Raw genomic sequence first — 25758 nt, 5'->3', positions numbered from 1 at the left:
CGAACAACTTTGTCCCAAGAATCCTGACCGGTTCTGATCCAGTTCGGCAATGCCACCACGACCGAAAGGCCGGACGCCGAACCTGCCAAGCTCAAATGATCCCTTCCGGGAAGGACTACATCCGGTTCCAGCGTTCGCTCAACCGAGCCGGGTTCGCACCAAAGGCGAGAGTCAGCATAAGCACGGACCTATAGAGGCGAATTAAAACAACGCCAAAGAATGCGAGCCCCCGGGCGCGCCAGCCCTCTAGCCGATTCGAGAGACCGATCCGAGCAACCTCTGCGACGGGCGAAAGTGCGACGGCCACGCTGCGCACGATCCACCGCAGCCGCCAGCCGCGTTTCGACTGCATTCGCACAAAATCGTGTGCTGTATGCCGCTCCCATTTGCGGGCGAGCTCTGCAAGGTTCCTGCGAGCCGGGTGATAGACAATCATGTTCGAACAATATTGTGTGCGGTAACCGAGCCGCGATGCTCGCTGCCCCCAATCGCGATCTTCCGCAATCTCAATTCCGCCATACGGCCCGACCTCAGCGAAGATATCAGCTCGCACCGCCAAATTTCCGGTGCCCGTAAATCCCTGCCTGGCGATGTATTCGTTCATGCGGTACGCGAACACGCTCTCATACGCTTCTAGCAGCGTCGGCCGGCGCGGATCTTGACACGCAATTCGCACATCGCCGCCCAGGATGGCAATCTCGGCGTTTTCCGAAAAGCAATACTCGATCTGGGACAGCCAACCTCCGTCGGCAAGGCAATCCGCGTCGATAAATGCAAGAATATCGCCACTGGCGCGCGAGGCGCCCAGATTACGCGCTGGCCCAGGACCCGGTGTTAGCTCCAATAGAACGATGACCCCAGGGAACGCAGAACAAACGTCGTCCGGCATCATTGTCGAGCCGTTATCGACAACGATGAACTCGACCGGCTGTCTAGGCCGTCTTTGAGCGAAAAGCGATGCAAGGCACTGCTTCAGAGCGTCCGGCTGATCAAGATGCGGGATAATGACGCTGATCATTTACGTTCAATCCTGACAGGAGCAGGTTTCGGTACACCTCAAGATACCGCCGGGCTTCGGCGGGCCACTGAAATTCGCGTTCGGCAATGGCACGGCCCGACAACGCCATACGCCTGCGCCGTTCAGGATCATCGATAAGCGTAAGTATGCCGTCAGTGAGCGCGCGGGCGGAGTGCTCCCGCACAACCAACGCGGCATTACCAGCTTCGCGTGTCGCTTGGCGCAAATTGAACTGAACGATGGGCAAGCCCAGCATCATGTATTCAAACACCTTGTTCATGGATAGCTTGTCATTAAATTCGTTGGGCGGATCAGGAATGACGCCAATGCTTAGCGCCGACAGATACGCGATGAGTGAGGGGCCGCTGAGATATCCGGTAAAACGCACCGAGCTGCCCAAATCCAGTTCGGCGGCGATGTCCTTCAGCCGGTTGAGTTCCGGTCCATCGCCGATAATAACGCAATTGATGTCGTCACGCTTTCGAACATGCAGAACCTCAGCTATGGCTCGGAGCAATGTTTCCACACCGTCCTGGGCGCCCATGATGCCTAAATAGCCTACGAGATGCTTTCCGGGAACAAAGAGGGAACGGTCAGGAGCCGCGCGCTTGAACTTGGCGGCCTCTGGATAGCTCTTCACCACAACGACCCTGTCGGGATTCATGCTGCCGCGTGCCACGGCGATGTCGCGAAAGGTTTCATTGGTGGCGATGCTTGCATCGGCGACGCGAAAGGTTTGCCTCTCTAGGAAGCACATAAGCCGATAGAGGAAATCCTTTCGGCCGAATTTGCTCAGATAGAGCTCCGGACCCAAGTCATGGTGATCGAACACGAAAAATGTGCCAAAGAGAATCTTATGAATGAGAGCTACGAGAAACATTAAATCCGGAGGATTGCATGCCTGTATGACGTCAATCCGCCTACGCCACCTTATCCGAAATGAAAGGTAAACCTGGTGGCAAAGAGCGGTGAAATACTCTTGCATGTAGCCAATAGTGGAGTCCGCCTCCCGTAGCCGATGACGATATATATGAATACCCCCCATCACCTCGTAGGCCTTATCGTAGCCTTTTCCCATGGGGCAAATGACCGACACCTCATAGCCGGCCTCATATAAGGCTTGAGCTTCTTGCCAGACTCGCCGATCGAACGGGACGGGCAGGTTCTCAACCAGGATCAGAACATGGTGACGAATTGGCATGGCTGCCTCCCACGTGTCCGCAGATCACGTCCAGGCAAGACCATACGTTTCGCTATCAATAGCCTCCAGTTGCCAAATGGGATAGGGACTTGCACCTTTTGTCGAAGTACCTTTGCTCGTGAAGCAGCGATATACCAAGTATCGCAATCCGTGCATGTTCTTGGGGCGGGTAGCTGGGGAGGTGGAGTGTGTCACACTCTGACTTGAAAAGGGTCGATAAGAGCATCGAGACATGCCCGATTTCTTTTGCCGATGTGGCCCGGGTTGCCCAATTCCTCCACAATGAGTTGAACGGTCGGATCACACCGGAAAAATGGGCTGCCGCCATCCAGCCGTCATGGCAGATGGCATCGCCCAACCACGGCTTCATGCTGGTTTGTGGAGATCGCGTGCTCGGCGTCTATCTTGCGTTTTACTCGCAGCGGCACGTTGAAGGTCGGTTGGAGAGGTTCTGCAACTTAGCCGCATGGTGCGTAACCAAGGAATATCGGTCGCATGGGCTGAAGCTTCTGAGAGCGGTGCTTGCTCAGGATGGCTACACCTTTACCGACTTGTCGCCCAGCGGCAACGTCGTCTCGCTGAATGCTCGCCTTAACTTCCAGCATCTGAATACGGCGACCAGGTTGGTTCCGAACTGGCCGTGGCCGCGATGGGCGACGCGCACGCGCGTAATCTCCGATCCGACCTCAATCGAATGCAGGCTCCGGGGGCGCGACCTTGAGATTTACCGGGATCATGTGCACGCAGCTGCAGCGCACCATCTGGTTGTGCTTCGAGATAATGAATATTGCTATGTGATTTTTCGACGGGACCGGCGGAAGAGCCTTCCGTTGTTCGCGTCGATCCTGCACGTGGGCAATCCCGAACTGTTTCAAAAGGCCGCCCGTCATGTCTACAGCTATCTCCTTACTCGCTTCGGCGTCGTGGCGACGCTGGTTGAAGAACGCGTGGCCGGTTGGTGCCCGCGCTTCTCCGTCGCGCTTCGTTCGCCACGTCCCAAGATGTTCCGGAGCAGCCGATTAGAAGCCAGCCAAATCGATTATCTCTACAGCGAACTCACATGCGTCCCGTGGTGACGGGGAGGACGCCCATGCAACCGCTAATCAAGGTCAACCTGTCCGATTTGCCTCGTCACGCAGCGCTGCTCCACGCGCCAGCTCCTGCTCTTACCTACAAGAACACGACTTATGGGTATGCCGAGCTTTGGAAGCTGATTTGCGGATTCGCTTCTGGCCTGACAGCAACTGGGCTGCGTCGCGACGATCGGGTAGCGGTTCTGCTCGAAAAACGCATCGAAACGGTGGTCGCCATTTTCGGCACCGCTGCGGCGGGCGGCGTCTTTGTGCCGGTGAACCCGCTCCTAAGGCCGCAACAGGTAGCCTACATCCTTGCCGATTGCGGCGTGCGCGTGCTGGTGACCTCCGCCGACCGTCTGACGCAGCTGCAAGACCATCTAAGCAGCAACAGTTTGATTGACCAGGTAATCCTTGTCGACGAAAGGTCCAGTGGGAGTGATGGGATCAGTGTTCCGGGCTGCCAGGTGCGCCACTGGAGGCAAATTTTTGCTGATAACAATGCCGAGCTTCCCCGGATCTGTACGGTCGACTCCGAGATGGCAGCGATGCTCTACACGTCTGGTAGCACGGGTAAACCCAAGGGGGTCGTTCTCAGTCATCGCAATCTGATCGTCGGCGCAGAGAGCGTCAGCCATTATCTGCAGAACTCCCCAGCCGACACGATCCTTTCCGTCTTACCGCTAAGCTTCGATGCGGGCCTTAGCCAGCTGACGACGGCATTCAACGCAGGCGCGCATGTCGTGCTGATGAACTATCTCCTGCCTGGCGATGTTGTACGACTCTGCGAAAAACACCGGGTTAGCGGAATTACCGGTGTTCCTCCTTTCTGGATTCAGGTCGCGAACCTGGAGTGGCCGGCCGAGGTTGCCTCACGGCTACGCTATTTCGCGAACACCGGGGGGCGAATGCCGAAGACTACGCTCGACAGGCTACGCGCTCTGTTTCCAAAGGCGCTTCCCTACCTGATGTATGGCCTCACCGAAGCCTTTCGCTCGACTTATCTTGATCCGGCCGAAGTCGACCGCCGGCCAGACTCGATCGGCAAAGCGATCCCCAATGCCGAAATCCTGGTCTTGCGGCCGGACGGGTCGCGCTGTGATCCCGGGGAACAAGGCGAACTTGTGCACCGCGGTCCCCTAGTGGCGTTGGGTTATTGGAACGATCCGGTCCGGACGGCGGAACGATTCCGGCCGATGCCGGGCCGTGACGCTGGTTGGCGGGCCCCCGAGATAGCTGTGTTTTCCGGGGACACGGTTGTGGCCGATGAGGAGGGTTTCCTGTTCTTTGTCGGGCGTAGGGACGAGATGATCAAAACCTCCGGGTATCGCGTCAGCCCGACAGAGATCGAAGAGGTCGCGTATAGCACAGCCCTGGTCCGCGACGCCGTCGCGCTTGGCGTCGAAGATCCGGTCTTGGGGCAACGCATCGTTTTAGTGGCGAGCTCGATAGGCCAAGGGCCCCTCGACATCCCGGCCCTGTTGTCTGAGTTCAGGCGCGAGTTGCCCCAGTACATGGTTCCTTCGAAGGTGGTCGAAATGAAACCCATCCCAACGACGCCTAACGGGAAATTCGATCGCGTCCTGCTGCGGGAGCTGCTAGCATCGTGAATTCGCATCCGACCATCGCACTGTTCGACGTTGTGGGGAACTGGCTCTCCGTAGGTGGCATTCCCATCAACCGGCTTGCGGAGTGTGTCGGCGGCACACCGTTCTTCGCCTATGATCGCCGACTGATCACATCGCGTGTCAAATTCCTTCGCTCTGTCCTGCCCTCGGACATTCATTTGAGCTATGCGGTGAAAGCCAATCCCATGCCTGCGGTCGTTCAGCATTTGGCTCGGCTGGTCGATGCCTTCGACGTTGCGTCGACGACTGAAATGAAGACGGCGCTTGATACGCCGATACCGGTATCGCACATCAGCTTCGCGGGACCAGGGAAAACTATGGTCGAACTCACACAGGCGGTCGCCGCCGGCGTGACTATCGAGATCGAATCCCCAACCGAAGCCGCACGCGTCGTCGAGGTCGGCAGCCGGCTTGGAATTCGGCCGCGCGTTGCTTTACGGATCAACCCTGATTTCCAAATCAAAGGATCCGGGATGCGCATGGGTGGCGGGCCGCAGCAGTTCGGAATCGACGTCGAGGAAATACCGTCGCTGCTCCAAAAGCTTGCAGCCGCAGACCTGGACTTTCTCGGTTTTCATGTTTTCTCCGGGTCGCAGAACCTTCATGCAGACATCCTTTGTGAGGCCTTGGCAAAGCATGTCTCACTCCTGATCAGGCTTGCCGAAGAATGCCCGTGGCCAGTCCGCTATCTCAATCTTGGCGGTGGGTTCGGGATTCCGTATTTCGAAAAGGACCGTCCACTGGACCTTCTGGCCATCGGAGAGACTCTGAGTGAACTGATGGAGTGCGCAGTCCGCCCGAATCTTCCCGACGCACGCGTCGTCATCGAACTCGGGCGATATCTGGTCGGTGAGTCTGGAGTCTATGTCACGCGCGTCGTCGACCGCAAGGTGTCACGTGGAAAAGTGTATTTGGTCGTCGATGGCGGTCTTCATCATCAATTGGCCGCGTCCGGCAATTTCGGCCAAGTCATTCGCCGAAACTATCCGATCGCTGTCGCGAACAGAATGAAGGAGACCGAGTTTGAGAACGTCTCGGTCGTTGGTTGCCTTTGCACACCGCTCGACATCCTGGGCGACAATATCACACTTCCGCGCGCAGATATTGGTGACCTTGTGGTCGTTTTTCAAGCAGGTGCTTACGGTCTGACCGCCAGCCCGACAGCATTTCTCGGGCATCCACTTCCGGTGGAGATTCTCGCCTAGGCGCCAAGTTTTATGCCCCATTTGGGTTTTTTGAGGGAGCAGACGAACGTCATGAACTCATGTACATCAACACTCGACGAGGTGAAGGCCATTATCATTCAAACGCTTGGCATAGAAGACGCAAGCAGGATTGCGGGCGCTTCGACCTCCTTGTTCGGTAGTATACCCGAGCTGGACTCTTTTGCTGTGGTCAATCTGGCCATGGCCATCGAATCGCGGTTCGGATTCGAGATCGACGACAGCGATTTTACGGCTGAAGTCTTCGAGACCGTCGGATCGCTTGCCGGATACGTTGACTGCAACCGCCGTCAGTAGACAGGGGGTCTCAGCGTGGTGAGAAATCAGCAGGAGATCGGCAGCAAGCGTGTGGGGAAGCCCTGTCCCCTGTCTGTTGTTGTCGTCACCTTCAACAGCGCTTCCGCCCTGCCTGCATTGCTCGACTCTCTGCCGGCAGGCCTGAAAGGCATCGACGATGTCAGGGTCATCGTCGTCGACAATGAGTCCGTGGATGACTCGGCTGGGCTGGCAGAATCGCACCCAGTTCGGCCGGTAGTCATACGCATGGGTAGAAATGCGGGCTATGCGGCCGCCATCAATGCAGCTGCGTCAATCACAGATTCCGATTCCGATATGCTGATCCTCAATCCCGACCTTCGGCTCTACCAAGGCGCGGTAAGACCGCTTATCGAGCGTGCCGCAACGGCGTCCGTGGGAATTGCCGTTCCCAGAAATTTCCGGGAGGATGGAACGACCGATCCGACATTGCGGCGCGAACCGTCCCTATGTACGGCATGGGCCGATGCGGTTTTGGGCGGAACCCTCGCCGCCGGGCTCGGTTGGGGCGAGATTGTCGGCAAAGCAAACAACTATGATCGTAGCGGATCGATAGAGTGGGCAACCGGATCGGCGTTGTTGGTTTCAGCTAAGGCGCGGCGCGTCGTAGGTGACTGGGACGAAGCATTTTTTCTCTATAGTGAAGAGGTAGATTATCAGAGAAGGGTCCGCGAGGCCGGCTTCGAGATCGTCTATGAGCCGCGCTCGCAGGTCACACATACTGGTGGTGGCAGTGGAACCGATCCACGATTGTTCGCGCTGCTCACGGCAAATAGGATCCGCTACTACAGGCGCCATCACGGCGTTTTGCCGACGTTGTTATTCAGGCTGGGCATAGCTTTTGGCCAGGCCCTCAGGTCCTGGCGCGGATCGGCCCATAGGGCGGCGCTACAAAGCGCTGTGATGCCCTTGAGGCCAGCGTCGTACTTCCTGACAAAACGGCAGAGCTGAGAATGCCGACGGCCTCGAGAAAATTCCGGGTTCTGAATTTTCACGGAATCGGAACGCCCCACCGCGTGCTTGATCCGCTTGAAGATGTTTTTTGGATCGGCATTGACCGCTTCCGCGATGTGCTCGACCGTATCGCTGTACATTCCGACCGCGAGCGACTGTTCATCACATTCGATGATGGCAACATCTCCGACTTCTTGATCGCGGTTCCGGAATTGCAGAAGCGCGGCCTCAGCGCCGAATTCTTTGTGCTGACGGGGCGCATCGGCGATCCGGGATCGCTCGGTGCCGAGGACATCCGAGCTCTCCTGCAGATGGGCATGCGCATCGGCAGCCACGGCATTGCTCACTGCGATTGGACCAGTTTGTCTGCGAGAGAACTTAACAACGAGCTGAATGCGTCAAAGGCGACGTTGGAGCGAATATGCGGCGAGCCCATTCGATGCGCTGCTATACCGTTCGGGCGCTACAATGCCGCGGTTTTGGCGGCGTTGCAAAAAGCCGGCTACGTAGCTGCCTATTCGAGCGATGGAGGCTGCATGCAAGCAACTGCCTTTCTTAGGCCGAGAACCTCAATCCGGCACGATACCTTGGACGGCGAACTTACAGAGATATTGTCTGGGAAAATGTCCAATCTGCGGTGGCTTCGCCGAGCCGCCGCCATGGCTATTAAGAGATGGGTTTAGTCGCGAGGTCAATATGAGCGGCCCGCGATGTCGGTGCTGAAACTTGCCATTCAGCAGGAGGTGATAGGTGCCCCGCAATGCGGGCCACACGTCAGCCGTTCATTTTCTTACGAAATACGAACAAATTCAGCAAGCTATTCACCGCAACAGGTTATTTTGGGGGACTAAAGGCGGTCCGATAGAAGGCAACGATGTGCTTGTCTCCGTCCTCAAAGCGCTCGTAGCAGGTAAGCCATTCATGAAGAGAAAACACCTCTCTGTGCCCCACGCTCTCCATGACGAACGCCATTCGTGTAGCTCTACCCTGTCTATCAGAGCGAATCTTGTTGAGAACGGAGTCCAGTAGGCGAGGTTCGAACGGATTAAAGAAGTAGAGCGCCGTAACGTCTGTATAGTCTGTCTCTTCCGCCGCCTGACAAAGGATTTTAGCGTCCGCTCTTCGCCCTCTAAGTCGCGTCACGTTCCGTTTGGCGGCATCCGCACGCATTGACGAATATTCGATCCCGATAGCCCGCTGTATCTTATGCCTGGCCGCGAGGCACACTACGCGACCCTTGCCGCAACCAACGTCTGCGAACGTGTCCGCCTCCGTCAGGTTCAACTTCCGGAGGACGGATCGCGTGCAAGAGTAGGTGACCGTCGCGTAATACACATGTCCCGGCAATTCCGCAGGGGCTGTTCCAGTTGTCGAAATGCCGAGCCACAAGTCCTGCAGATGGTTTGTGGCGCGCTGAGCCGAATGTCGAAGGACCGTGAGCACTGGTCTCCCCCTGGTATAGCCCAACTAGCGGCACGATATAGATTCTTCCGCGGGCTTGTCCCCGTCTCACCTTGGTGCGGCTGGGAGGAACCCGTATCGGGTCCAGCGCTCGCTCCGCGCACGTTGCATCTTTAAACGACCATTCTATCGTGCTGCAAATAACATAGATTCGACAGCAGCATAGCGGTACTCATCTTCACTGGTGCGGCGCAGCATCGAAGCCGATCACGACATGTGGACCGATCTCCGGCTGGCGTCAATGTGTCCCGACCAGATGCTTCTTCAGGCGGCGGAAGTTGCGAATCACCACCGGAGGGGCGAGTTCGACGGCCACTTCATTGATCTTGGTCCGCCAATCCATGCGGTCGGTCGTACCTGGACGGACCCGAAACTGTGTTGTTGTGTCCCGCTTCGTCTCGTCCCACGTTGAGGTGTAATAGTAGAGCGCAATCGACCTTCGAGGGACACTCTCGGGATGATTGATTGGTTGCGGATTTCCGTGCATGCTCTCCTGGGTCGTATTGAAAATTACACACCTGTTGAAACCCGGAACTATGGACTGGGCGCATCTGGTCATGCCCTGATCCCACAGTTCGAGTTGGCCACCATACTCCGCTCGCCAGTCTTTGTTGAGGTAGATCAGCACATTGACGCGCCGCTCCAGATTCATCGGCTTGTGATGATTGAAGTCAGCATGCATCGACAGGTGGCCGCCCTGATGGATGCGGTGGAGGCCTGCGCCGGCAAAATATGGATCCGGGATGAGTCCTTTTATTCCGGTAATGTTTTCAATGACGCGGATGAATGGCCGCGAGTTGAACGAGTAGAAGATCTGTCGTGTGGAAGGCGGGAGAATGTCTGGGTTGAAACTTTCCTTCTGCCGCTCCTGGTGTCTGTCGAATTTCTGTTCGGCGACGTCGGACCCGGCTGGAAAATCCCTGACGCAAATCTCAAGCACGTTGGACGGCAGGAATTCCTCTATAACTATGTGCGGGAAAGGGTCTGCACTCTGAAAGCTCTCGCGAAGTTCGCTGCCCTTGTCGCGGTCGATGTCGCCGGCAATCAGCCCGTTATTCTCATCCATTTCATGCAGATAGACCATGATATCCCCCAAGGAGAACCAGGTGGACCCGTATTTAGGCCGGACAAATCTACATGGCCAGCCATGCGCGGGACAATCGGCGAGGGATCAACTTAAGTGTCACCCGAGGTTACTCAATTAGAGGAAGTCGAGGTTACCCTAGTCCGTTTGCGCATCGGTTTGTGCTGGGTTCATACGGATGCCGGCCGACCTTGAACTGGCCGGCATCCCCCCGTCGGGCCGAAACCCGCCCGAGGGCAGGCCAGGGGTTGGTGCACAAGCTCGAAGCTTTCACCCGCGAAGACGCCTTACCCAGCAGCGCGTGCCGATAGCCCTGCAAGCTCTCCTCGACGATGCGGATCTCTCTTCATCCGTCCACCCCCGCCGTCAAGCTAGGGCATCGGCAGTGCAGGACCTCAACTCGTGAAACAACTGCAGCGACAAGGACATGGAATTATAGCGCCCTCACGCGCGTACGCGACAATCCCGCGGCCTTCGGCGTATGCACACGGAAATTTGGATCCCCTGCTATTATCCAAATTGCCGACTAGGCGACGCTAGTGATTTGACGTGTAATTGCGGCTGTGCGGCAAATTTCGGATGGATTGATCTGCGTCCAATCCGGAACGGCGCGTTACTATGGGCCCGCCGAGACGGGAAGAAGTTGGGGGTCTCGCGAAGCGATGGCGGCATCTGTTCTCGCAGCGTCTGTTGTCAATGCGGCGCGCCTTCAGCTCGGCCGCCGCGCGCGTCAGTTCAGTGACCTCCTGGCGAAGGACGGATACCAAGGAATCGTACGTCGTGTAAGGCTGAAGGCGTCGGATTGGATCAGGCCCCGCAGCGTGGTTTGGTCCGTCTTTCCCGAGGACGTGATGGCGGCTGATCTTTTACGACCGCCGGTGACCGTGGTTCCGAAGATTGCCCCCGGTGAGCCGATCGTAGTGAACTGGGTGATGGAAGCATCCGGCCGCGGATCCGGAGGTCACACCACGACTTGCCGGATTATCAAGTACATGGAACGAAGGGGATATGTGAACCGCGTCTATTTGTATGATCCATTTGGGGGCGATCATAAGTATTATCAAAGGATTTCGCGGGATTACTACGGCATCACTTGCGAAATAAGTGACGTAAGGGCCGGAATGAAGGACGCTCACGCGGTGGTAGCCACCGCCTGGCCGTCGGCTTATGCCGTCTACAACGCGCGCTGTTCTGGAAAGCGGTTCTATTTTGTCCAGGACTACGAGCCGTTCTTCTATCCGGTCGGCACAAACAGCGTGCTAGCCGAGAACACTTACCGTATGGGCTTCCACGGTATCACCGCTGGGCGCTGGCTGGCTGAAAAGCTGTCGCAAGAGTTCGGCATGATGACCGACTTCTTTCCGTTCGGATGCGATACGGCCCGATATCGCCGGCAGTCGTCATCCAAACGATCGGGAGTGGCATTTTATGCTCGAGCCGGCACCCCGCGCCGCGCGGTTGAATTGGGTCTGCTGGCGCTTGAACTGTTCGCAAATCGGCGACCAGATGTGGAGCTACATTTGTTCGGTGAACGATTAGGAAACCTTCCGTTCAAATTTCTGAATCACGGATTGGTAACGCCAGCCAAGCTTAGTGAGATCTATAACCGCTGCTTTGCTGGTCTTAGCCTGTCATTGACGAACGTTTCTCTGGTACCCTTCGAGATGCTTGCGTGCGGCTGCATTCCGATCGTCAACGACGCCGAACACAATCGCATGGTATTGGATAACCCCCACATTCGCTATGCCCCTCCCACGCCTCACTCGCTCGCGACTGCACTGGAAGCGCTGGTGAATATGCCAGATTTCGAAGCAACCTCCAGACGGGCGGCTGAAAGCGTCGTGTCTGCATCGTGGGATGATGCCGGAGCGGCGGTCGACGCGGCATTCCGTCGGGCCTTGGCGCGTAGTGTCTGATGGTGAAACCGACCTTGGATCCCTTCAGGTGGGCGATGGTAAGAAAGGGCCGGCAGGCTTCAAACTTTATTTTGTCGCCATACCGACCGGAGCGAGAGCCTGAAGAGGTGGTTCGAGCATACGAGGAAATGAACCTGAGTCAGATTGTTGAGCAGCAGCTGTAGCAAAGATCGGACATGGAACGCACCAAACGAGTCCCTATTGGGCGCCTATCACCATGAACATCCTCATATACCCTCAAGAGCTGGTTGTTGGCGGCAGCCAAATAAACGCCATCGAACTTGCGGGTGCGGTTCGAGACCGGGGACATGACGTTGTGGTCACCGCGCCGTCAGGGGCGCTCGTTCCCATGATCGAGAGCTTGGGGCTGGACTACATACCTACGCCCGTCGTGTCGACCTATCCATCGGTGGCGACGATCGAACATCTCATACGCGTCACACGAAAACGAAAGTTCGATCTAATTCACTGTTATGAGTGGCGGCCAAGCATCGAGGCTGTTTTGGGCCCCCATCTCTTTTCCCAGACGCCGGTCATAATGACCGTGCTGTCCATGCAGATTCCGTACGCCCTGCCGCGGCATATCCCGATGATTCTAGGTACCGCGGAGCTCGTCGATAAGGCGCCGCATGGCCGGAGTGTCTGGCTGATGGAGCCACCGATAGACACCATTAAGAACTGCTCAACGGATAGTGCCGCCGCGCGAGCGAGATGGTCGTTTCGAGACGACGACATAGTAGCCGCTGTCGTTTGCCGGCTGACGACGGATTTGGAGAAACTCCACGGGGTCTTGGCAGCGATCTATACCGTCAGTGATCTTGCTGAACATTTGCCATTGAAACTCCTCGTCGCGGGCGACGGCGAAGGACTCGGGCAGGTAAGGCGTGCGGCCGAGGTTGCAAACCGCCGCTGGGACCGGCAAATCGTCACGGTTACGGGTCTAATGCTCAACCCTCACGATGCGTATGAAGCTTCGGACATTGTGCTGGGAATGGGGAGTTCCGCGCTCAAGGGAATGGCCTTTGCCAAACCGCTGGTCGTGCAAGGGGCGAGCGGATTCTGGCGGCTGCTCGACGAGGCGTCTGTCGAACTATTCCTGCGGCAGGGCTGGTTCGGCAACGGAGGCAATGGTGCAGATGACCTGAAAGCGATCCTGTCGGACTTGGCCGCCGATCCAGACAGACGGTCAGCTTTGGGCCGCTTCGGACGAACACTCGTCGAGCAGCGGTTCAGTCTCGATAATGCGGCTACTCGGCTGATCGAAATGTATAAGAATACCATAGACAGCAAAGCATCAATGGCAAGGCGGCTCCCCTCCATCACCCGACTGGCAGTCGAATTGACCAAACTCAGGACGGTTACCGGTTTGCGGGCCTCGCGGGAGGCAGTGGCAAAGGTATTGGAAATGAGCTCTGCATCGACAGCAAACCAGCTGCTCGTTGGGGAGGTCGCGAACGCACGGCAATCGAATCCGCTTCCACTGGCGCGCATTCTCCGGGTGAAGCCAGTTCCCCAACAGGTCCCCGTGGCCAAGGTTACCGTAATCATACCATGCTACAACTATGCGCGCTTTTTGCCAGCAGCCGTGCAAAGCGCGCTTTCTCAAGGGGGTGCTGAAGTCAGTGTCATCGTCGTTGACGATGCCTCAACAGATGAAAGCTTGAAAACGGCCTCTGAATTGGCGGCTTCCGACCCCCGTGTCACGGTGGTCGCACATCAAACGAATCTGGGGCCGGTGCAGACGTTTAACGATGGACTCGCACTGGCTCGTGGCGAATTTCTTGTGCGACTTGATGCAGATGATTTGTTGACACCGGGTTCTCTGCGCCGAGCTTCAGCCGTCATGCATCGCTATCCGTCTGTCGGGCTTGTCTATGGCCATCCGTTGCACTTCGCCGGCGACGTTCTTCCGACCCCGCGGCAGCAACCGACGTTGTGGACCATTTGGCCAGGTAGGCAGTGGCTCGCGGCGCGCTGCCATTCTGGAAAGAATGTGATCACTTCCGCTGAGGTCATGATGCGGCGCTCAGTTGTGGAACAAATAGGCGGGCAGCAGCCATTGGACCACACGCACGATATGGAGATGTGGCTGCGCTTGTCGGCTTTCTCAGACGTCGCTTATATTCACGGATCGGACCAAGCCTGGCACAGGGAGCATGTGCAGAGCCTGTCGGCGCGAGAGGTTGACAGTTTCCGGGACCTGGTGGAGCGGCGTGCTGCGTATGAGATCCTGTTTGCGGGCTCGGCGGGCCAGATTCCCGAGGCAGCGGTCTTGCGGGCCGACGCGATGATGGCAATAGCGGCGAACGCAGTGGAACTCGCCTGCCGCCAATATGACCATTCGGTTGTCGACGCTAAAAAGGTTCAGGCCCTACGCGACATCGCTTGCTCACTGGTGAAGAGCGTAGACGATATTCCGGGCTGGAAAGGACTGGAGCATCGGATGGCCATCGGCTCCGGCCGTGCAGCTCAGAATCCTGTTTTCTTTGCAGAGCGGGTGGTTCGCGGTTTGCGCAGCCGGTATCGCCATTGGCGCTGGCACAGAACGGGCGAATGCTGAGGTCAAGTTCCAAGGTTCCTGCGTGACTGGTTAATCTGCTGCCTCCCCTGGAACTGCTTCCTTTTGCGCGTCGTCGGAAGATGCGATGTAGTTTCATCAGGCCTTACGTCCAGTAGCCATACGCTGCTCCCCAGCAGAAACATGAACCACACGTACGTCGCACCATAGAAGTGCACTGTGCACCCTACAAAAAAGTAGGTGCTGAAGCATATGATAAGAGAGATGCGCACGGCATCCAGTTTCTCATCGAGCCCCTTTTTAAAAACCAGCGTGCCGGTCAGCCAAAGGCACGAGCCCATCATCAGGAGAGCAGCCGGGAGGCCGTGTCGGATCGCGGTGAGAAGCCAGAAGTTGTCTACGCTGGCAGACCCCATCCATGCCGGGCGCTCATACTCGGCAAGGCCGATGCCAAAAAAGGGATGGTTAAGCACGGAAGCCGATCCGAAGTCCCAAATTGCCAGCCGATACCAGCCCGTCTGTGCGTCAAACGTAAAATGGGAGATGTAGAATTTCACCGGGGTCTGATTGGACCCGAACTCGACCACTAGGTATCCAACGAGAGCGATGCCCCACAGTATCTTCCACCGAAACTTGATTTCTCTAAGGAGCCAATTCCATACGGTCAGTGCGGTCTGGATCATCAAAGCTGCAATCGGTGCGGATGACATCGACAAAAAGGCCGTGCCTCCGACCGCCGCTGGCAAGAGCCAGCGCAATGCATTCCTGCCGCGGCCCAATACCAGATAGGTGACCGAAAGGAGGCTCCCGCAAAAGAGCCCGAACTCGATCGAGTGGTTGAACGGGCCCTGGACACGCCAGAAACCCCATCGTGGGTCCATCATGGTGATTTCGACGGCGGGGAAAACCGCGCTGAACGCCCAAAGGATTGGTTTACCGCCGGTGGCCCACTCGTAAAGGGCGAATGGGGACATGAGGATTACCAATTTGGCCCAAAGCAGAGTCATTCTGCAAAGACCATCCACTGATCTTATGAAACAACGTCCCAGGAAATAGGCCGCTAATGTTTCTATGAGCAGTATTCCCGCCGGCTGCATAGCCGCCTCGATCCCATGAGCGGAGACCAGGGTAAACCCGGCCCAAAGCGAGAAGAGGATGAACCCGATGTCGGGAAGTTTGATTCGGCCTGCCTTGCCGCGGATCCACATGATCATGCACAATGGAAGCGCAGCAATGAGAACAATCCGATAGATCGACAAGTTGAATGTGCCCAGGGGGATCACCCATGGAATGACGAGACCAATGAGGAAAATGGCTACTGGCCGAGGCAATCCCGTTCTCGACTGCAGCGTCTCCGAGCGGTGGCTGCTGGAGCGTAGGCCGTATCTGCTGGCGCGCGGACGCACTTCGGTGGCCGTCCCTGAAGTGAGCGGATCCAGTGAAACTTCCGCTGCGCATGGTACAATCTTCATTGCGCTCCTCAGCAGGTCTAGATTGAAATATTGAAATCATATCGGTGTAGAAATATGCGGTCAGCTTGGCAAAAGGTCGAGTTAATCCCCTCCATTTGACCGATCGAAAGCATGCCGGTGGCCCGGGATTCCGGTGGATTGGTGGCTACTTGTCGCCGCGAGGTGCTCCGCATGGAGGTCGGCACCTCGGAGGCCGAGCCGATCTGGACCGAGTTCCTGCGCAAGCTGACCCGCCGTGGCCTCGAAGGCGTCAAGCTGGCCGTCTCCGACGCCCACGAAGGCCTGAAGGCCGCCGCCACCAAGGTGCTCTGCGCGACCTGGCAGCGCTGCCGGGTCCACTTCATGCGCAACGTTCTCGCCCACGCTGGCAAGAGCGGCCGCCGTGTCGTCTCCGCCTTCATCGCCACCGCCTTCGCCCAGGAGACGCCGGAAGCCGCAAGCGCCCAATGGCGCGCCGTCGCCGACCAGATCCGGCCGAAGGTGCCCAAGCTCGCCGTCATCATGGATGATGCCGAAGAAGACGTTCTAGAGCGCGTCCGATGAAAGCGGAATCGGCGTGAGGATTCCTTTTCAGAGCGTTCTGTGATTCCCTCCTCCTGTCTTTGATTTGTCGGAGGGAACATGGCCCGAGCATTGAGTGATGATCTTCGCCACCGGGTTCTGGCTGCGTCGGCTGGTGGGATGTCCGCACGGTCGGCTGCAGCGCGGTTCGGGATCGGGATTTCAACGGCGATTGCCTGGATCGCGAGCGCTCGGCAGGGTCAGGTGAGCGCTGCCAAGCAGGGTCGACCTGGAGGTTCCCGTCTCGACGATCATGAGGCTTTCATCATCGGCATGATCGAGGCGTCGAAGGACATCACGCTGAACGAGATGGTTTTGCGTCTGGAAGAGGACCGATCCGTCTCTATCGGCCGCAGCACCCTCGACGTCTGGCTGCGCAAGCGCGGCTTCACATTCAAAAAAAGACCGCACATGCATTGGAGCAGGAGCGGCCAGACCTCCTGAAGCGGCGTCAGGACTGGTTCGATGCCCAGCTTGATCTCGATCCAGCCCGCCTCGTCTTCATAGACGAGACGGGTCTTTCCACGAAGATGTCCCGGCTTCGCGGTCGCGCGCCGCGCGGAGAGCGTTGCCGATCGGGCGTTCCGCACGGCCATTGGAAAACTACGACGTTCACCGGGGCGCTCAGGCTCTCCGGCATGACCGCGCCGATGGTCCTTGACGGGGCGATGAATGGAGTGGCTTTCCGGGCCTATGTCGAGCAGGTTCTCGTGCCGACCCTCACGCCCGGCGACATCGTCGTCATGGACAACCTGCCGGCCCACAAGGCGGATGGCATCCGACAGGCCATAGAAACCGCCGGCTGCACGCTGCTCTATCTCCCGCCCTACAGCCCCGACTTCAACCCGATCGAAAACGCCTTCTCAAAGCTCAAGGCGCTTCTGCGGGCACGGGCCGAACGCTCCGTCGACGCCCTGTGGAACACCGTTGGCGACATCGTCAAACTCTTCGAGCCGCAAGAGTGTGCGAACTACTTCGCAGCAGCAGGATATGACCCGGTTTAAAGTGGACGTGCTCTAGCCTACATGACCTTCCCGAAGGAGCACCGCGCCAAGCTGCACTCGACCAACCCGATCGGGCGCCTCAACGGCGAAATCAAGCGCAGGACCGAGGTCGTCGGCATCTTCCCCAATGATGACGCCATCGTCCGCCTCGTCGGCGCGATCCTGCTCGAGCAGAACGACGAATGGGCTGTGCAGCGCGCTATATGACGCCGGAAACCATCAGCCAGATGAGCGATGATCCGCTCATCAGCATGCCAGCCGTGGCGCGCTGATCATCCCGGCCCATGCCGGAGAACGCGGCGACGGAAGCCGCCACCTACACCACTTCCTGGGACATGATCCGGGCCTGCGTGTTGCCCGTGAGCTCGGCCGGTTATCGAGGAGGGCGGCAAACCGAGAATGATCGTCAGCGAACCAAGGTGAATTGGCACTACATCGCCGCTGGCAAGCCTCTCCAGAACACCTTCATCGAGACCTTCAATGGCATGCTGCGAGACGCATTCTTGAATGAAACCCTGTTCTCGTCTCTGAACCATGCTCGATAAGCGCTTTTAAGCTGGCGCCGCGACTACAATACTGATTCATAACACCCACCTGTCTATGTCGTTGAAGGAGGCTTTGCTGATCGGAATGCTATCCCGCGGAGTATGTCGAGCGAAGCGAGGAATTGACCCCCCTATTGCCTCACTCAGGAATGTTACTGAAGTTGGGGGCACTGAGATGTCCCGTATCTCCTCCTGCCGCGGCGGGAGGAGATACGGGCGCGCACTTCATCCAGTCGCCATTGAGCATGATCTGCCTGGCTATTTGCATACGCCAAGCCTTGACGGCCATCTGCACCGGCCGCAGCCGCTCGAGGGAGCTTGCCCGCCAGTCAGGCGGACAAGCTCCCGCAGTTCCAGTTCTTAAGCGGCGTAGTCCCAATTTACAAAAGACTGGTTGTGGGTGAACCAGTCGAACTGGTGCGCCGTGCCTTCCTCCGATGCCGTCGGGTCATGGGGCGGCGAACCGGATGCCGAACTATAACCATCCGCATCGTCAGCCGATGCTCCCATGGAGAATTCCTCCCCGGAATGCGCGCCAGCAGCTTTGTCAGTGGAGGTCCAGGTAGGGGCCGCATCCATGCCAGTGTCGACAGCATCATGTTTGTTGGCATAGCTCGACAGCTTGTCGAACACGACGTGATCAACATCACTCAGCCAATCGTGGCTTGAAGCGGTTTCACCGGTCGATACGCCTGACGGATCTCCGGACGATATGCCATCCTCCGCCTCCGTGGACGTGCTTCCGCCCGTCAACTCGTCTGCCGATGTAACTCCCTGCACGGTAGTCCCGCCACTGGTCGTGGAGCCTTCTTCGCCCATTGAGGAAGACGTACTTTCAACTGCAGGTTCGATGGTGCCGCTTGCTGGGGAGTTTGTGCTTCCCACTGATGCAGCATCGTCCGGGGCGAGGCCGGTCCCGACGTATCCGCCGCTTATCTCACTCGGTGAGGTCCCCGCCGGAAGCTCGGTGTTGCCAGTCCCGCCACTGGTCGTGGAGCCTTCTTCGCCCATTGAGGAAGACGTACTTTCAACTGCAGGTTCGATGGTGCCGCTTGCTGGGGAGTTTGTGCTTCCCGCTGATGCAGCATCGTCCGGGGCGAGGCCGGTTTCGACGTATCCGCCGCTTATCTCACTCGGTGAGGTCCCCGCCGGAAGCTCGGTGTTGCCTGAAATTGTGGGGGAGGCGTTGTCTACTGAATAGTAGCCGTACCCACCCATCGAAAGGTGGTTGTCGGTGATGGAAACGTTCGTAATCGGACCGCCGTTAGCTCTGCCGTCTACGTAGATGTCATACCCGGGAGTTCCGCCCAGAAAATTGTTGGTTACATTGACGTCATTAATTGCCCCAAAATCGTTCTTGATGAACACAGCCGACGTGTCGCGCGCGAGGATGGTATTACCCTCGATCAGAACGCCGTCCTGACCACCCTGCACCGAAATGCCGTCATAGTGCGGATCGGAAGCGCTGTCTTCGAGATCGTGGATGTAGTTGCCCTTCACCGTGCTTGAACCGCCCGTCAGCGTGATACCGTTCTCGACTTGGGAGATATCGTTGCGCAGGAAGGTCCCGCTGCCGAGGATAGCCGAGTTGCTGTCACCGGAGGAGCCTGGCCCTACGATATCGCTGTCCTGGATGGTGAAGTTCTTCGCGCCCTCGGCATCGACGCCCCACGCCGAATTAAACGTGATCTCAGAGTTCTTGATCACCACATCGTCAGCCATGACACGGAGAGGCCCGTTGATGATCATGCCATCGATCACGGTCCCATTCTGTGTAATGGTCATCGGTCCAGTGTATTGGGTCAGATTTGTGCCGGCCGGGACGCCCGTATTCGTTGCATTAGGATATGTTGTTATTGTCACTTTCGAAGTACCTTTCTTTCTCGCCCTACCCCTAAACTGATTGGTGCTTGAAGCACCTTTGTGCGAGTTCGGCTAATACCTTCTTGATACGCCGAAAGCGGCTCTAGACACGAAAAATGGCGCGTCTAGGGCAACAGAAAATTAACCATCTCCATGAGACAGCACCGTTTCGAATGCCATATTTCGGCCACAAGCCGATTCGGACATATTAAGTATGACTAAATACTTTAATAAAATTAGTGCCATGCGTGTGCTGGTGGCGCACGTGCCGAGGAGCCAAAAACAGCGTGGGCGGGAGGGTTGGTCACGTTTTTGTTGTGGACAAATAAAAAATTTTCTTCGCAGGTCGATAATTTGGCATGACTACGCCAGCCGGGGAGCGATGGAACTGACGGCGTTAATTGCCGCACTCTCCGGCATGGGCCGGGAAGATCCGCGTGCCACAGCGGGGCAGACTGAGGGTTTCAGTGTCATGTAGCGGGCGCGCTTCACCGCCCACTCGTCCTTCTGCTCCAAGAGCAATGTGCCGACGGGCGGACGATGGCATCGTCTTTGGGAAAGATGCCGACGACCTCGGTGCGCTGCTTGTTCTCGCCTGAGGGACTCGATCGAATTGGTAGTCGTATAAGATTCTCGGTGCCAACATCCGGCTGCGGTTCCGAAGATCGTAGCGTACGGCGCGACCATCCGGGACAGAGGCACCGGGAGCACGAAGGTGCGGGCAGGCCGCTGCATTGGATTGGCTGCGAGCTCGTGTTGGTAGGTGGCCGCCTCTGCGACTCGCCCGGTTGCGCCGAGAGCGCGGATCCGTAGTCGTCGCGTCGCCCGCCGCTCCCGTCACTCGTCTGACAGGAGATGCACATGCGGACGCATAATCGGAATCGATGTCCACCGAACGTTCGGTGAGCTGGTTTTCTAGGAAGACGGCCGGGCGATATCCAGATGCACACTGTAAGCTCCGGCGCAACGGCGGTCACAGCCTTGACCGTCTGCTTTCCAGAAGCGCCAAGTCTCCGGAACTTGGCGCAAAGGCGAACCTGCGCTTTCCAGGCAGTGGCTCAACGAGGGTGACGACCGCCGGCAACGTCACACCTTGCACAGCCTGAAGTGCATGGGCCAGAGTGACGCAGCACCGCAACCGATGTTCCTGTCCCCATTGTCTGTGATCGAGCTCTTCCATAGACGAACGAAACGGGTTGAACGATTTGTCCACTTCGCATCGGTGACCTTGTAGAGACAAACAAAGCCAAGTCCTTACTATCACAAAGAGCTTCGATATCCTCCTGTTATGCGGCGACAGATTCCAGATGTCCAGAAGAAAGCAGTTCGAAGGCATTTGCCACGATATCCTCGGAAACGTTTGTTAGCCGATATAATGATCTCGAGGGTTATTGGGCGTTGGGCCAGTACGTTGCGTTCCTCAACCGTCTCGGCGAACGTCAACAAATTTGGACGGATTAATCTTCGTCCAATCCGGAACGTGTCCGCCGCTTATCTCACTCGGCGAGGTCCCGCCGGAAGCTCGGTGTTGCCTGAAATTGTGGGGGAGGCGTTGTCTACTGAATAGTAGCCGTACCCACCCATCGAAAGGTGGTTGTCGGTGATGGAAACGTTCGTAATCGGACCGCCGTTAGCTCTGCCGTCTACGTAGATGTCATACCCGGGAGTTCCGCCCAGAAAATTGTTGGTTACATTGACGTCATTAATTGCCCCAAAATCGTTCTTGATGAACACAGCCGACGTGTCGCGCGCGAGGATGGTATTACCCTCGATCAGAACGCCGTCCTGACCACCCTGCACCGAAATGCCGTCATAGTGCGGATCGGAAGCGCTGTCTTCGAGATCGTGGATGTAGTTGCCCTTCACCGAGCTTGAACCGCCCGTCAGCGTGATACCGTTCTCGACTTGGGAGATATCGTTGCGCAGGAAGGTCCCGCTGCCGAGGATAGCCGAGTTGCTGTCACCGGAGGAGCCTGGCCCTACGATATCGCTGTCCTGGATGGTGAAGTTCTTCGCGCCCTCGGCATCGACGCCCCACGCCGAATTAAACGTGATCTCAGAGTTCTTGATCACCACATCGTCAGCCATGACACGGAGAGGCCCGTTGATGATCATGCCATCGATCACGGTCCCATTCTGTGTAATGGTCATCGGTCCAGTGTATTGGGTCAGATTTGTGCCGGCCGGAACGCCCGTATTCGTTGCATCAGGAAAGGTGCTCGCCATCTCTAGCAGCCCTTTCTCCCCACCCGCAAGGAGTTGGCGTGATATCGCGTTTGTCTTGGGATCTACAACGCCAGCTAAATAAGCCAACGCTACTACCGTACTGACGAATACAGTCACTGGCACGCCCTCCGAATCAACAAAAATCAAAGACTATGTCCGCCCTGAGAGCCGTAATTTCGCCGAAATAACCTACCTTGTGCAGATGCAATCTGCAGAAGGAAATTGCAATCTGAAGGAGGGGCATGAGCCGCGAGCCCGCCCCAGCGTAGTCCGAGTACCATCGCGGCACGCCAGTCAGATCGCTAAATGATGATCAGCGCGAAAGCGCCTCTGTTGTGGTCTCGTCGCAATCGAGTATCAGCAATTCGGTTGGACCTGCTGCTGCGTCCCAAACGAAGCCGGCCAGGTGGGGCAATGGCCGTGGTCACTTTCGGTAGTGAATTTCTGCGGCCGTCGGCGACGGTAGCGCTGGCCAATCGCGCCTGCGCGTTGCCGGTCCCGCAGCGACTTTCGACGCCACGGACGTCGGCCATATGATGTGAACGCCGCGTACAAAGCGGCGCGGTCTCCGGGCCCCAACGCGACCCGCAGGGTTCCCCGACAATGACGCCAAGGCGAAAGAGCGCAGTGGCAATTGGCCCGTGACCTGATCGAGCATTTCTCGGTGTTGCCGGTGACAGCGACCACGGAAGTGCAATGGGACGACCGCTCGATCCCGCGGATAAGCGGAGCCACTTGTATCGCTTCAGGACGCCTTCCGAGATAATCAGGACCTTGTGCATCCCGGAATCCCCTTCGCGTTTCGCATTGGTCTTCATCACAGCACAATCGCTGACGCGGCCGCGGGCGCTTCAATAACCGTACTTTTCCGAGCTAAATCGGCACTTGTTCAAGACGACGCCGAGCACGTTGGTCCTCTCGGAGAGTTCCTGTTCGCAGACATCGACTTCATCCAGGGTGCTTTGCTCTGCTGCGGCGACGAGGATTGCGCAATCCACGTTGGGAAGGAATGCCAAGACGTCGTCATTGGAAAGCATAGGCGGCATATCAAACAGGATGACGTGCGGACTCATCCTTTGCCGCATCTCTTCAAGCACTCTCACCGTCTCGCGGCTTTGTAGAAGCTCCGCCGAAAACGATACGCTCTGCCTGTTTGCACCTATAGCGAGATTATTGCCGTGGCGGAGAAAGACGTCGCCGATGTCGATCTCCCCTTGCAAGAATCTTTCGATGGATTGGGGAGCCTCTATCCCGAGCGTATTGGCGATTTGCGGTCGTTTCAAGTCGAGGTCGACCAAAACTGTGCGGCATTCTTTCTGATTGGCAAGACTGAAGGCCAGGTTCAGCGCCACGACGGTCTTGCCGCAACTAGCCGTTGGAGACGTGATCGCCGCGGTGGTCCAATTGTTCTGCGTAAACTCCTGCAGCAGTTTGGTCCGTATCATATCGAAAGCAGCACGCGCCGGGCTTGGACGGGTGGTGGTGACAATCCGACTGCGGACAATGTGCCGGGGATCGGTTTGCAATAGCGGTAAACGTTCCCATATGATTTCGCTTCCGCCACCCGAGCAGGTGAGAATTGTCTGCTCCAACAGGCTTTCCGATTCGAGAAGGTCCTGCCGGGGCGCCTTGGAGTGTTCCATGTCTCACGCCTCCAAATCATTGATGGTTTTGGCGGCCATCTCCACCGCTAACCTAAAATGGTAAGCCATCGATAGGCCTTCTCGGCCGCAGTAGAGAGGGGCAAATGAAAGAACTGAACAGCAATCAAAAATGCTGCAACGGCCGTTGCCGAAAGTACCGCTGCTAGGGTACGCCTGATCGGAAAGCGATACTCCTCGGGCTTTGGGATGTACGGGATGGTGGCAATCGGCTTGTGGCCGAGCAGCCGCGCAAGTTCAACGGGTCTGCGAATCGTTCCGTTGAGAAACTCGAGCAAAGTGACGAACGCCACAGCGACACCCATCCCACCGACCGCGCCCATTACGGCGATGCGCCGACGTTTTGGGCTTTCTGGAGAGTCGGGTGGCGTCGCGCGTTCAAGGACGGAGACGCGGCCTCCGTCGGACCGTTTCTCGATCTGTTGCCCCATTAATGCTTCCGCGCGCCTGGCGATTGCCGCGTTGTACTGCATCTGCAGGTTGGCGCGGTTCCGCTCAAGAGAATTCAGCACGGTTTCGCTCGCCGGAGTGGCAGTGATTGACTTCGTCAGCGCGCCAATGCTTTCCGTGATGGTGGCCTTCTCTCGAGCGATTGCTTGCAATCGCTCGTCGATGTAAGACAACTGGAGGTCGAACGTGGAATGCCCCTTCTTCTTGCTCGATGGGGGGGCTTCCTGTGCTTGTCGTACGCGCAGTCTTTCCTGTAGTGACGCGATCCGCGTGCGCAGCGCCACGATGTTGGGGCTTGCTTCCGAAAAGACTGGAAGCTGATCGGCCAGGGCACGGTTGAGCTGCAGGAGCATTTGCTGCTCCGGTGTCGCAGCCTCGCCATCGGACAGCTGGCCCGTTAGCGCGTAGCTCTCGGCAAAGTTGCTTCGCTTACCGAGCAAATCGGTCTCTTCGCGCTCAAGGGAGATCAGCCTTTCTTGCTGGCTCGTTTGCTGGTTACGTCGAAAGTCGAGACTTTCAGGCAGAGTGTCTGCATTCTGGTTCTTAAACCTGAGGATTTCGGCTTCGATTCGGTTCAGATCCGAGCCGAGTCTGCCGACCTCTTGATTGAAGAATTGCAGAGTGTCTGCGGCGCGGTCGGTTCGCTGCTGTTGTTGCTTGAACAAGATCAGGTCAACGAGTTCGTTGGCTACCCTTGCCGCCAGACCGGGCTCGGCTGCCGCGAATGCGACGCTGAACACCGACGTGCCAAGCCCACCGTCAGGTGCACCCAGATCGATCTCCTCGAAGGCAATGCGGGAGCGCATGTCATCGACAATATCCTCGTCGGTCGGGCGCTCCTTGCCCTGGGCGTAGATACCGAGTTTGTCGGCGAGCGCGAGAAGATCCTCGCGCGTCGTGATCTCCTGCCGAATAATCTGCAATTGCTGAACAGCCTGTATCGGGACCGTCGATCGGGCGAGGTCCGTGGGAATCTGGGGAGCTTCCACCAATATTCTGGCGCTCGCACGATAAACGGGCGGCAGAACGAGCGCGACGGTCACGGCAATCGCCAGAGCCGCAGCGGTGATCGCCAGCAGATACGGTGATCTTCTCAAAAGTATCGAAGTGTAGAAGCGTACATCCGCATCATTCATCTCGGCAGACCTGAAACCTGAAAACTCGCTGCTATTGCCCGGGGGCCATTCTCAAGCCCTTGTGTCTCCAAGGAAAGATCGTAAATGGTGGAGGAACTGTCCGTCACTTTGCTGGAGCTAGTTCTTTCGGCTAGGCAGGGTCTCATCGTCACGCACCGGGCATCTGAGGGGATCGACTGCCATTGGACATCGCCGTAACGTGCGCAGATGTAGCATTCGAGCGGGCACAGCCAAAGGAAACGCCACTTTCGCCGCTGCCGCCGCATCCATCGAAAGGTGGAAGGCCTATTGCCTCCCGGCTACGTCGAATGAGGAATGATCCGGCGAGGCTTAGCCGAAGTTCCTGGTAACTTGAGAAGGCGCGAAACCTTCCAATCTTCGTGGCGCGCGACCATGCTCCTCATCGGGGATGTGCGTCAGCCAGCATGTGGAGAAGCGGCAGGACTATC

19 protein-coding genes and 4 pseudogenes are annotated in these 25758 nt (G+C 57.5%); 12 read left to right on the top strand and 11 right to left on the bottom strand.

Features of this window, described 5'->3' with window-relative positions; translation table 11 throughout:
- Positions 1-115: 115 nt before the first annotated feature.
- Together M1D34_RS22840 and M1D34_RS22835 are read right to left on the bottom strand one after the other, a co-directional pair.
- Complete coding sequence (locus M1D34_RS22840) at positions 116-1018, bottom strand: glycosyltransferase family 2 protein (RefSeq protein ID WP_498782257.1); 903 nt, start codon at positions 1016-1018, stop codon at positions 116-118.
- Positions 990-2219, bottom strand: a complete 1230-nt coding sequence (locus M1D34_RS22835) for a glycosyltransferase family 4 protein (RefSeq protein WP_498782255.1) — start codon at positions 2217-2219, stop codon at positions 990-992. The genes M1D34_RS22840 and M1D34_RS22835 overlap by 29 nt, the downstream gene beginning before the upstream one ends.
- A 188-nt stretch (positions 2220-2407) precedes the next feature.
- Between M1D34_RS22835 and M1D34_RS22830 the strand changes: the two genes are divergently transcribed.
- The 6 genes from M1D34_RS22830 to M1D34_RS22805 are packed head-to-tail and all read left to right on the top strand — an operon-like array spanning position 2408 to position 8095.
- Positions 2408-3295 carry a hypothetical protein gene (locus M1D34_RS22830; protein ID WP_498782253.1) on the top strand — a complete coding sequence of 296 codons (888 nt, stop codon included), beginning with the start codon at positions 2408-2410 and terminating at the stop codon, positions 3293-3295.
- 14 nt (positions 3296-3309) lie between these two features.
- Positions 3310-4902, top strand: coding sequence for an acyl-CoA ligase (AMP-forming), exosortase A system-associated (locus M1D34_RS22825; protein WP_498782251.1), 1593 nt, complete (start codon positions 3310-3312; stop codon positions 4900-4902).
- A complete protein-coding gene (locus tag M1D34_RS22820) occupies positions 4899-6125 on the top strand; it encodes a pyridoxal-dependent decarboxylase, exosortase A system-associated (protein ID WP_498782249.1) in 1227 nt (408 codons plus the stop codon). Before M1D34_RS22825 ends, M1D34_RS22820 begins: the two co-directional genes overlap by 4 nt.
- 51 nt (positions 6126-6176) lie before the next feature.
- Entirely contained in the window at positions 6177-6440 is a 264-nt protein-coding gene (locus M1D34_RS22815) for an acyl carrier protein (protein ID WP_498784351.1), read from the top strand.
- A gap of 15 nt (positions 6441-6455) precedes the next feature.
- Entirely contained in the window at positions 6456-7409 is a 954-nt protein-coding gene (locus M1D34_RS22810; RefSeq protein WP_498782247.1) for a glycosyltransferase family 2 protein, read from the top strand.
- A gap of 2 nt (positions 7410-7411) precedes the next feature.
- The gene (locus M1D34_RS22805; protein ID WP_498782245.1) at positions 7412-8095 is read left to right on the top strand and encodes a polysaccharide deacetylase family protein; all 684 of its coding nucleotides are present in this window, start codon (positions 7412-7414) and stop codon (positions 8093-8095) included.
- A 151-nt stretch (positions 8096-8246) separates the two neighbouring features.
- Here the strand turns inward: M1D34_RS22805 and M1D34_RS22800 are convergent, their stop codons facing one another.
- Together M1D34_RS22800 and M1D34_RS22795 are read right to left on the bottom strand one after the other, a co-directional pair.
- Complete coding sequence (locus M1D34_RS22800; RefSeq protein ID WP_498784349.1) at positions 8247-8639, bottom strand: class I SAM-dependent methyltransferase; 393 nt, start codon at positions 8637-8639, stop codon at positions 8247-8249.
- Positions 8640-9111: 472 nt separating this feature from the next.
- Positions 9112-9957 carry a 2OG-Fe(II) oxygenase gene (locus M1D34_RS22795; protein WP_498782243.1) on the bottom strand — a complete coding sequence of 282 codons (846 nt, stop codon included), beginning with the start codon at positions 9955-9957 and terminating at the stop codon, positions 9112-9114.
- 662 nt (positions 9958-10619) lie between these two features.
- Between M1D34_RS22795 and M1D34_RS22790 the strand changes: the two genes are divergently transcribed.
- Together M1D34_RS22790 and M1D34_RS22785 are read left to right on the top strand one after the other, a co-directional pair.
- Positions 10620-11873, top strand: coding sequence for a rhamnosyltransferase WsaF family glycosyltransferase (locus tag M1D34_RS22790; RefSeq protein WP_498782241.1), 1254 nt, complete (start codon positions 10620-10622; stop codon positions 11871-11873).
- 217 nt (positions 11874-12090) lie between these two features.
- Positions 12091-14433 carry a glycosyltransferase gene (locus tag M1D34_RS22785; protein ID WP_498782239.1) on the top strand — a complete coding sequence of 781 codons (2343 nt, stop codon included), beginning with the start codon at positions 12091-12093 and terminating at the stop codon, positions 14431-14433.
- A 2-nt stretch (positions 14434-14435) separates the two neighbouring features.
- Here M1D34_RS22785 and M1D34_RS22780 read toward each other — a convergent pair whose 3' ends face one another.
- The gene (locus tag M1D34_RS22780) at positions 14436-15863 is read right to left on the bottom strand and encodes an O-antigen ligase family protein (RefSeq protein WP_498782237.1); all 1428 of its coding nucleotides are present in this window, start codon (positions 15861-15863) and stop codon (positions 14436-14438) included.
- 153 nt (positions 15864-16016) lie between these two features.
- On the opposite strand from M1D34_RS22780, the pseudogene M1D34_RS22775 reads away from it, so the two are divergent.
- The 4 genes and pseudogenes from M1D34_RS22775 to M1D34_RS22760 form a co-directional block, all read left to right on the top strand.
- A pseudogene (locus tag M1D34_RS22775) lies at positions 16017-16391 on the top strand (transposase); the annotation flags it as partial.
- Positions 16392-16484: 93 nt separating this feature from the next.
- Positions 16485-17428 (top strand): IS630 family transposase gene (locus tag M1D34_RS22770; RefSeq protein ID WP_498779537.1). Its coding sequence is split into 2 segments (ribosomal slippage): positions 16485-16821 and positions 16821-17428, totalling 945 coding nucleotides; the frame shifts between segments, so codons are not numbered across the junction.
- Between the two features lie 12 nt (positions 17429-17440).
- Positions 17441-17700, top strand: a pseudogene (locus M1D34_RS22765) (transposase); the annotation flags it as partial.
- A 71-nt stretch (positions 17701-17771) separates the two neighbouring features.
- Positions 17772-17970: pseudogene (locus M1D34_RS22760) on the top strand (integrase core domain-containing protein); the annotation flags it as partial.
- Between the two features lie 142 nt (positions 17971-18112).
- On the opposite strand, the gene M1D34_RS22755 reads toward M1D34_RS22760, so the two are convergent.
- The 6 genes and pseudogenes from M1D34_RS22755 to M1D34_RS22730 form a co-directional block, all read right to left on the bottom strand.
- Positions 18113-18262: a hypothetical protein gene (locus tag M1D34_RS22755; RefSeq protein ID WP_498782235.1), complete on the bottom strand. Its 150-nt coding sequence runs from the start codon at positions 18260-18262 to the stop codon at positions 18113-18115.
- A 71-nt stretch (positions 18263-18333) separates the two neighbouring features.
- Entirely contained in the window at positions 18334-19836 is a 1503-nt protein-coding gene (locus M1D34_RS22750) for a right-handed parallel beta-helix repeat-containing protein (RefSeq protein ID WP_498782233.1), read from the bottom strand.
- A gap of 363 nt (positions 19837-20199) precedes the next feature.
- Positions 20200-20454, bottom strand: a pseudogene (locus M1D34_RS22745) (transposase); the annotation flags it as partial.
- Positions 20455-21327: 873 nt separating this feature from the next.
- Entirely contained in the window at positions 21328-22179 is an 852-nt protein-coding gene (locus tag M1D34_RS22740; protein ID WP_498782231.1) for a right-handed parallel beta-helix repeat-containing protein, read from the bottom strand.
- Positions 22180-22913: 734 nt separating this feature from the next.
- Positions 22914-23705 (bottom strand): CpsD/CapB family tyrosine-protein kinase, encoded by a 792-nt coding sequence (locus M1D34_RS22735; RefSeq protein WP_088195124.1) that lies wholly within the window; start codon positions 23703-23705, stop codon positions 22914-22916.
- Between the two features lie 47 nt (positions 23706-23752).
- Positions 23753-25309: a GumC family protein gene (locus M1D34_RS22730; RefSeq protein WP_498782229.1), complete on the bottom strand. Its 1557-nt coding sequence runs from the start codon at positions 25307-25309 to the stop codon at positions 23753-23755.
- Between the last annotated feature and the right edge of the window lie 449 nt (positions 25310-25758).

This window comes from Ensifer sp. D2-11 (genome assembly GCF_054161295.1).
Note: the sequence above shows the minus strand (reverse complement) of the source record. Positions and strands in the feature narration are given on the sequence as shown.

Excerpts from the sequence above, each read along its gene's own strand:
- M1D34_RS22805 (WP_498782245.1), top strand. The coding sequence starts at position 7,412 with ATGCCGACGGCCTCGAGAAAATTCCGGGTTCTGAATTTTCACGGAATC.
- M1D34_RS22735 (WP_088195124.1), bottom strand. The coding sequence starts at position 23,705 with ATGGAACACTCCAAGGCGCCCCGGCAGGACCTTCTCGAATCGGAAAGC.
- M1D34_RS22815 (WP_498784351.1), top strand. The coding sequence starts at position 6,177 with ATGAACTCATGTACATCAACACTCGACGAGGTGAAGGCCATTATCATT.
- M1D34_RS22785 (WP_498782239.1), top strand. The coding sequence starts at position 12,091 with ATGAACATCCTCATATACCCTCAAGAGCTGGTTGTTGGCGGCAGCCAA.
- M1D34_RS22840 (WP_498782257.1), bottom strand. The coding sequence starts at position 1,018 with ATGATCAGCGTCATTATCCCGCATCTTGATCAGCCGGACGCTCTGAAG.
- M1D34_RS22755 (WP_498782235.1), bottom strand. The coding sequence starts at position 18,262 with ATGGCCGTCAAGGCTTGGCGTATGCAAATAGCCAGGCAGATCATGCTC.
- M1D34_RS22825 (WP_498782251.1), top strand. The coding sequence starts at position 3,310 with ATGCAACCGCTAATCAAGGTCAACCTGTCCGATTTGCCTCGTCACGCA.
- M1D34_RS22795 (WP_498782243.1), bottom strand. The coding sequence starts at position 9,957 with ATGGTCTATCTGCATGAAATGGATGAGAATAACGGGCTGATTGCCGGC.
- M1D34_RS22730 (WP_498782229.1), bottom strand. The coding sequence starts at position 25,309 with ATGAATGATGCGGATGTACGCTTCTACACTTCGATACTTTTGAGAAGA.
- M1D34_RS22790 (WP_498782241.1), top strand. The coding sequence starts at position 10,620 with ATGGCGGCATCTGTTCTCGCAGCGTCTGTTGTCAATGCGGCGCGCCTT.
- M1D34_RS22780 (WP_498782237.1), bottom strand. The coding sequence starts at position 15,863 with ATGAAGATTGTACCATGCGCAGCGGAAGTTTCACTGGATCCGCTCACT.
- M1D34_RS22835 (WP_498782255.1), bottom strand. The coding sequence starts at position 2,219 with ATGCCAATTCGTCACCATGTTCTGATCCTGGTTGAGAACCTGCCCGTC.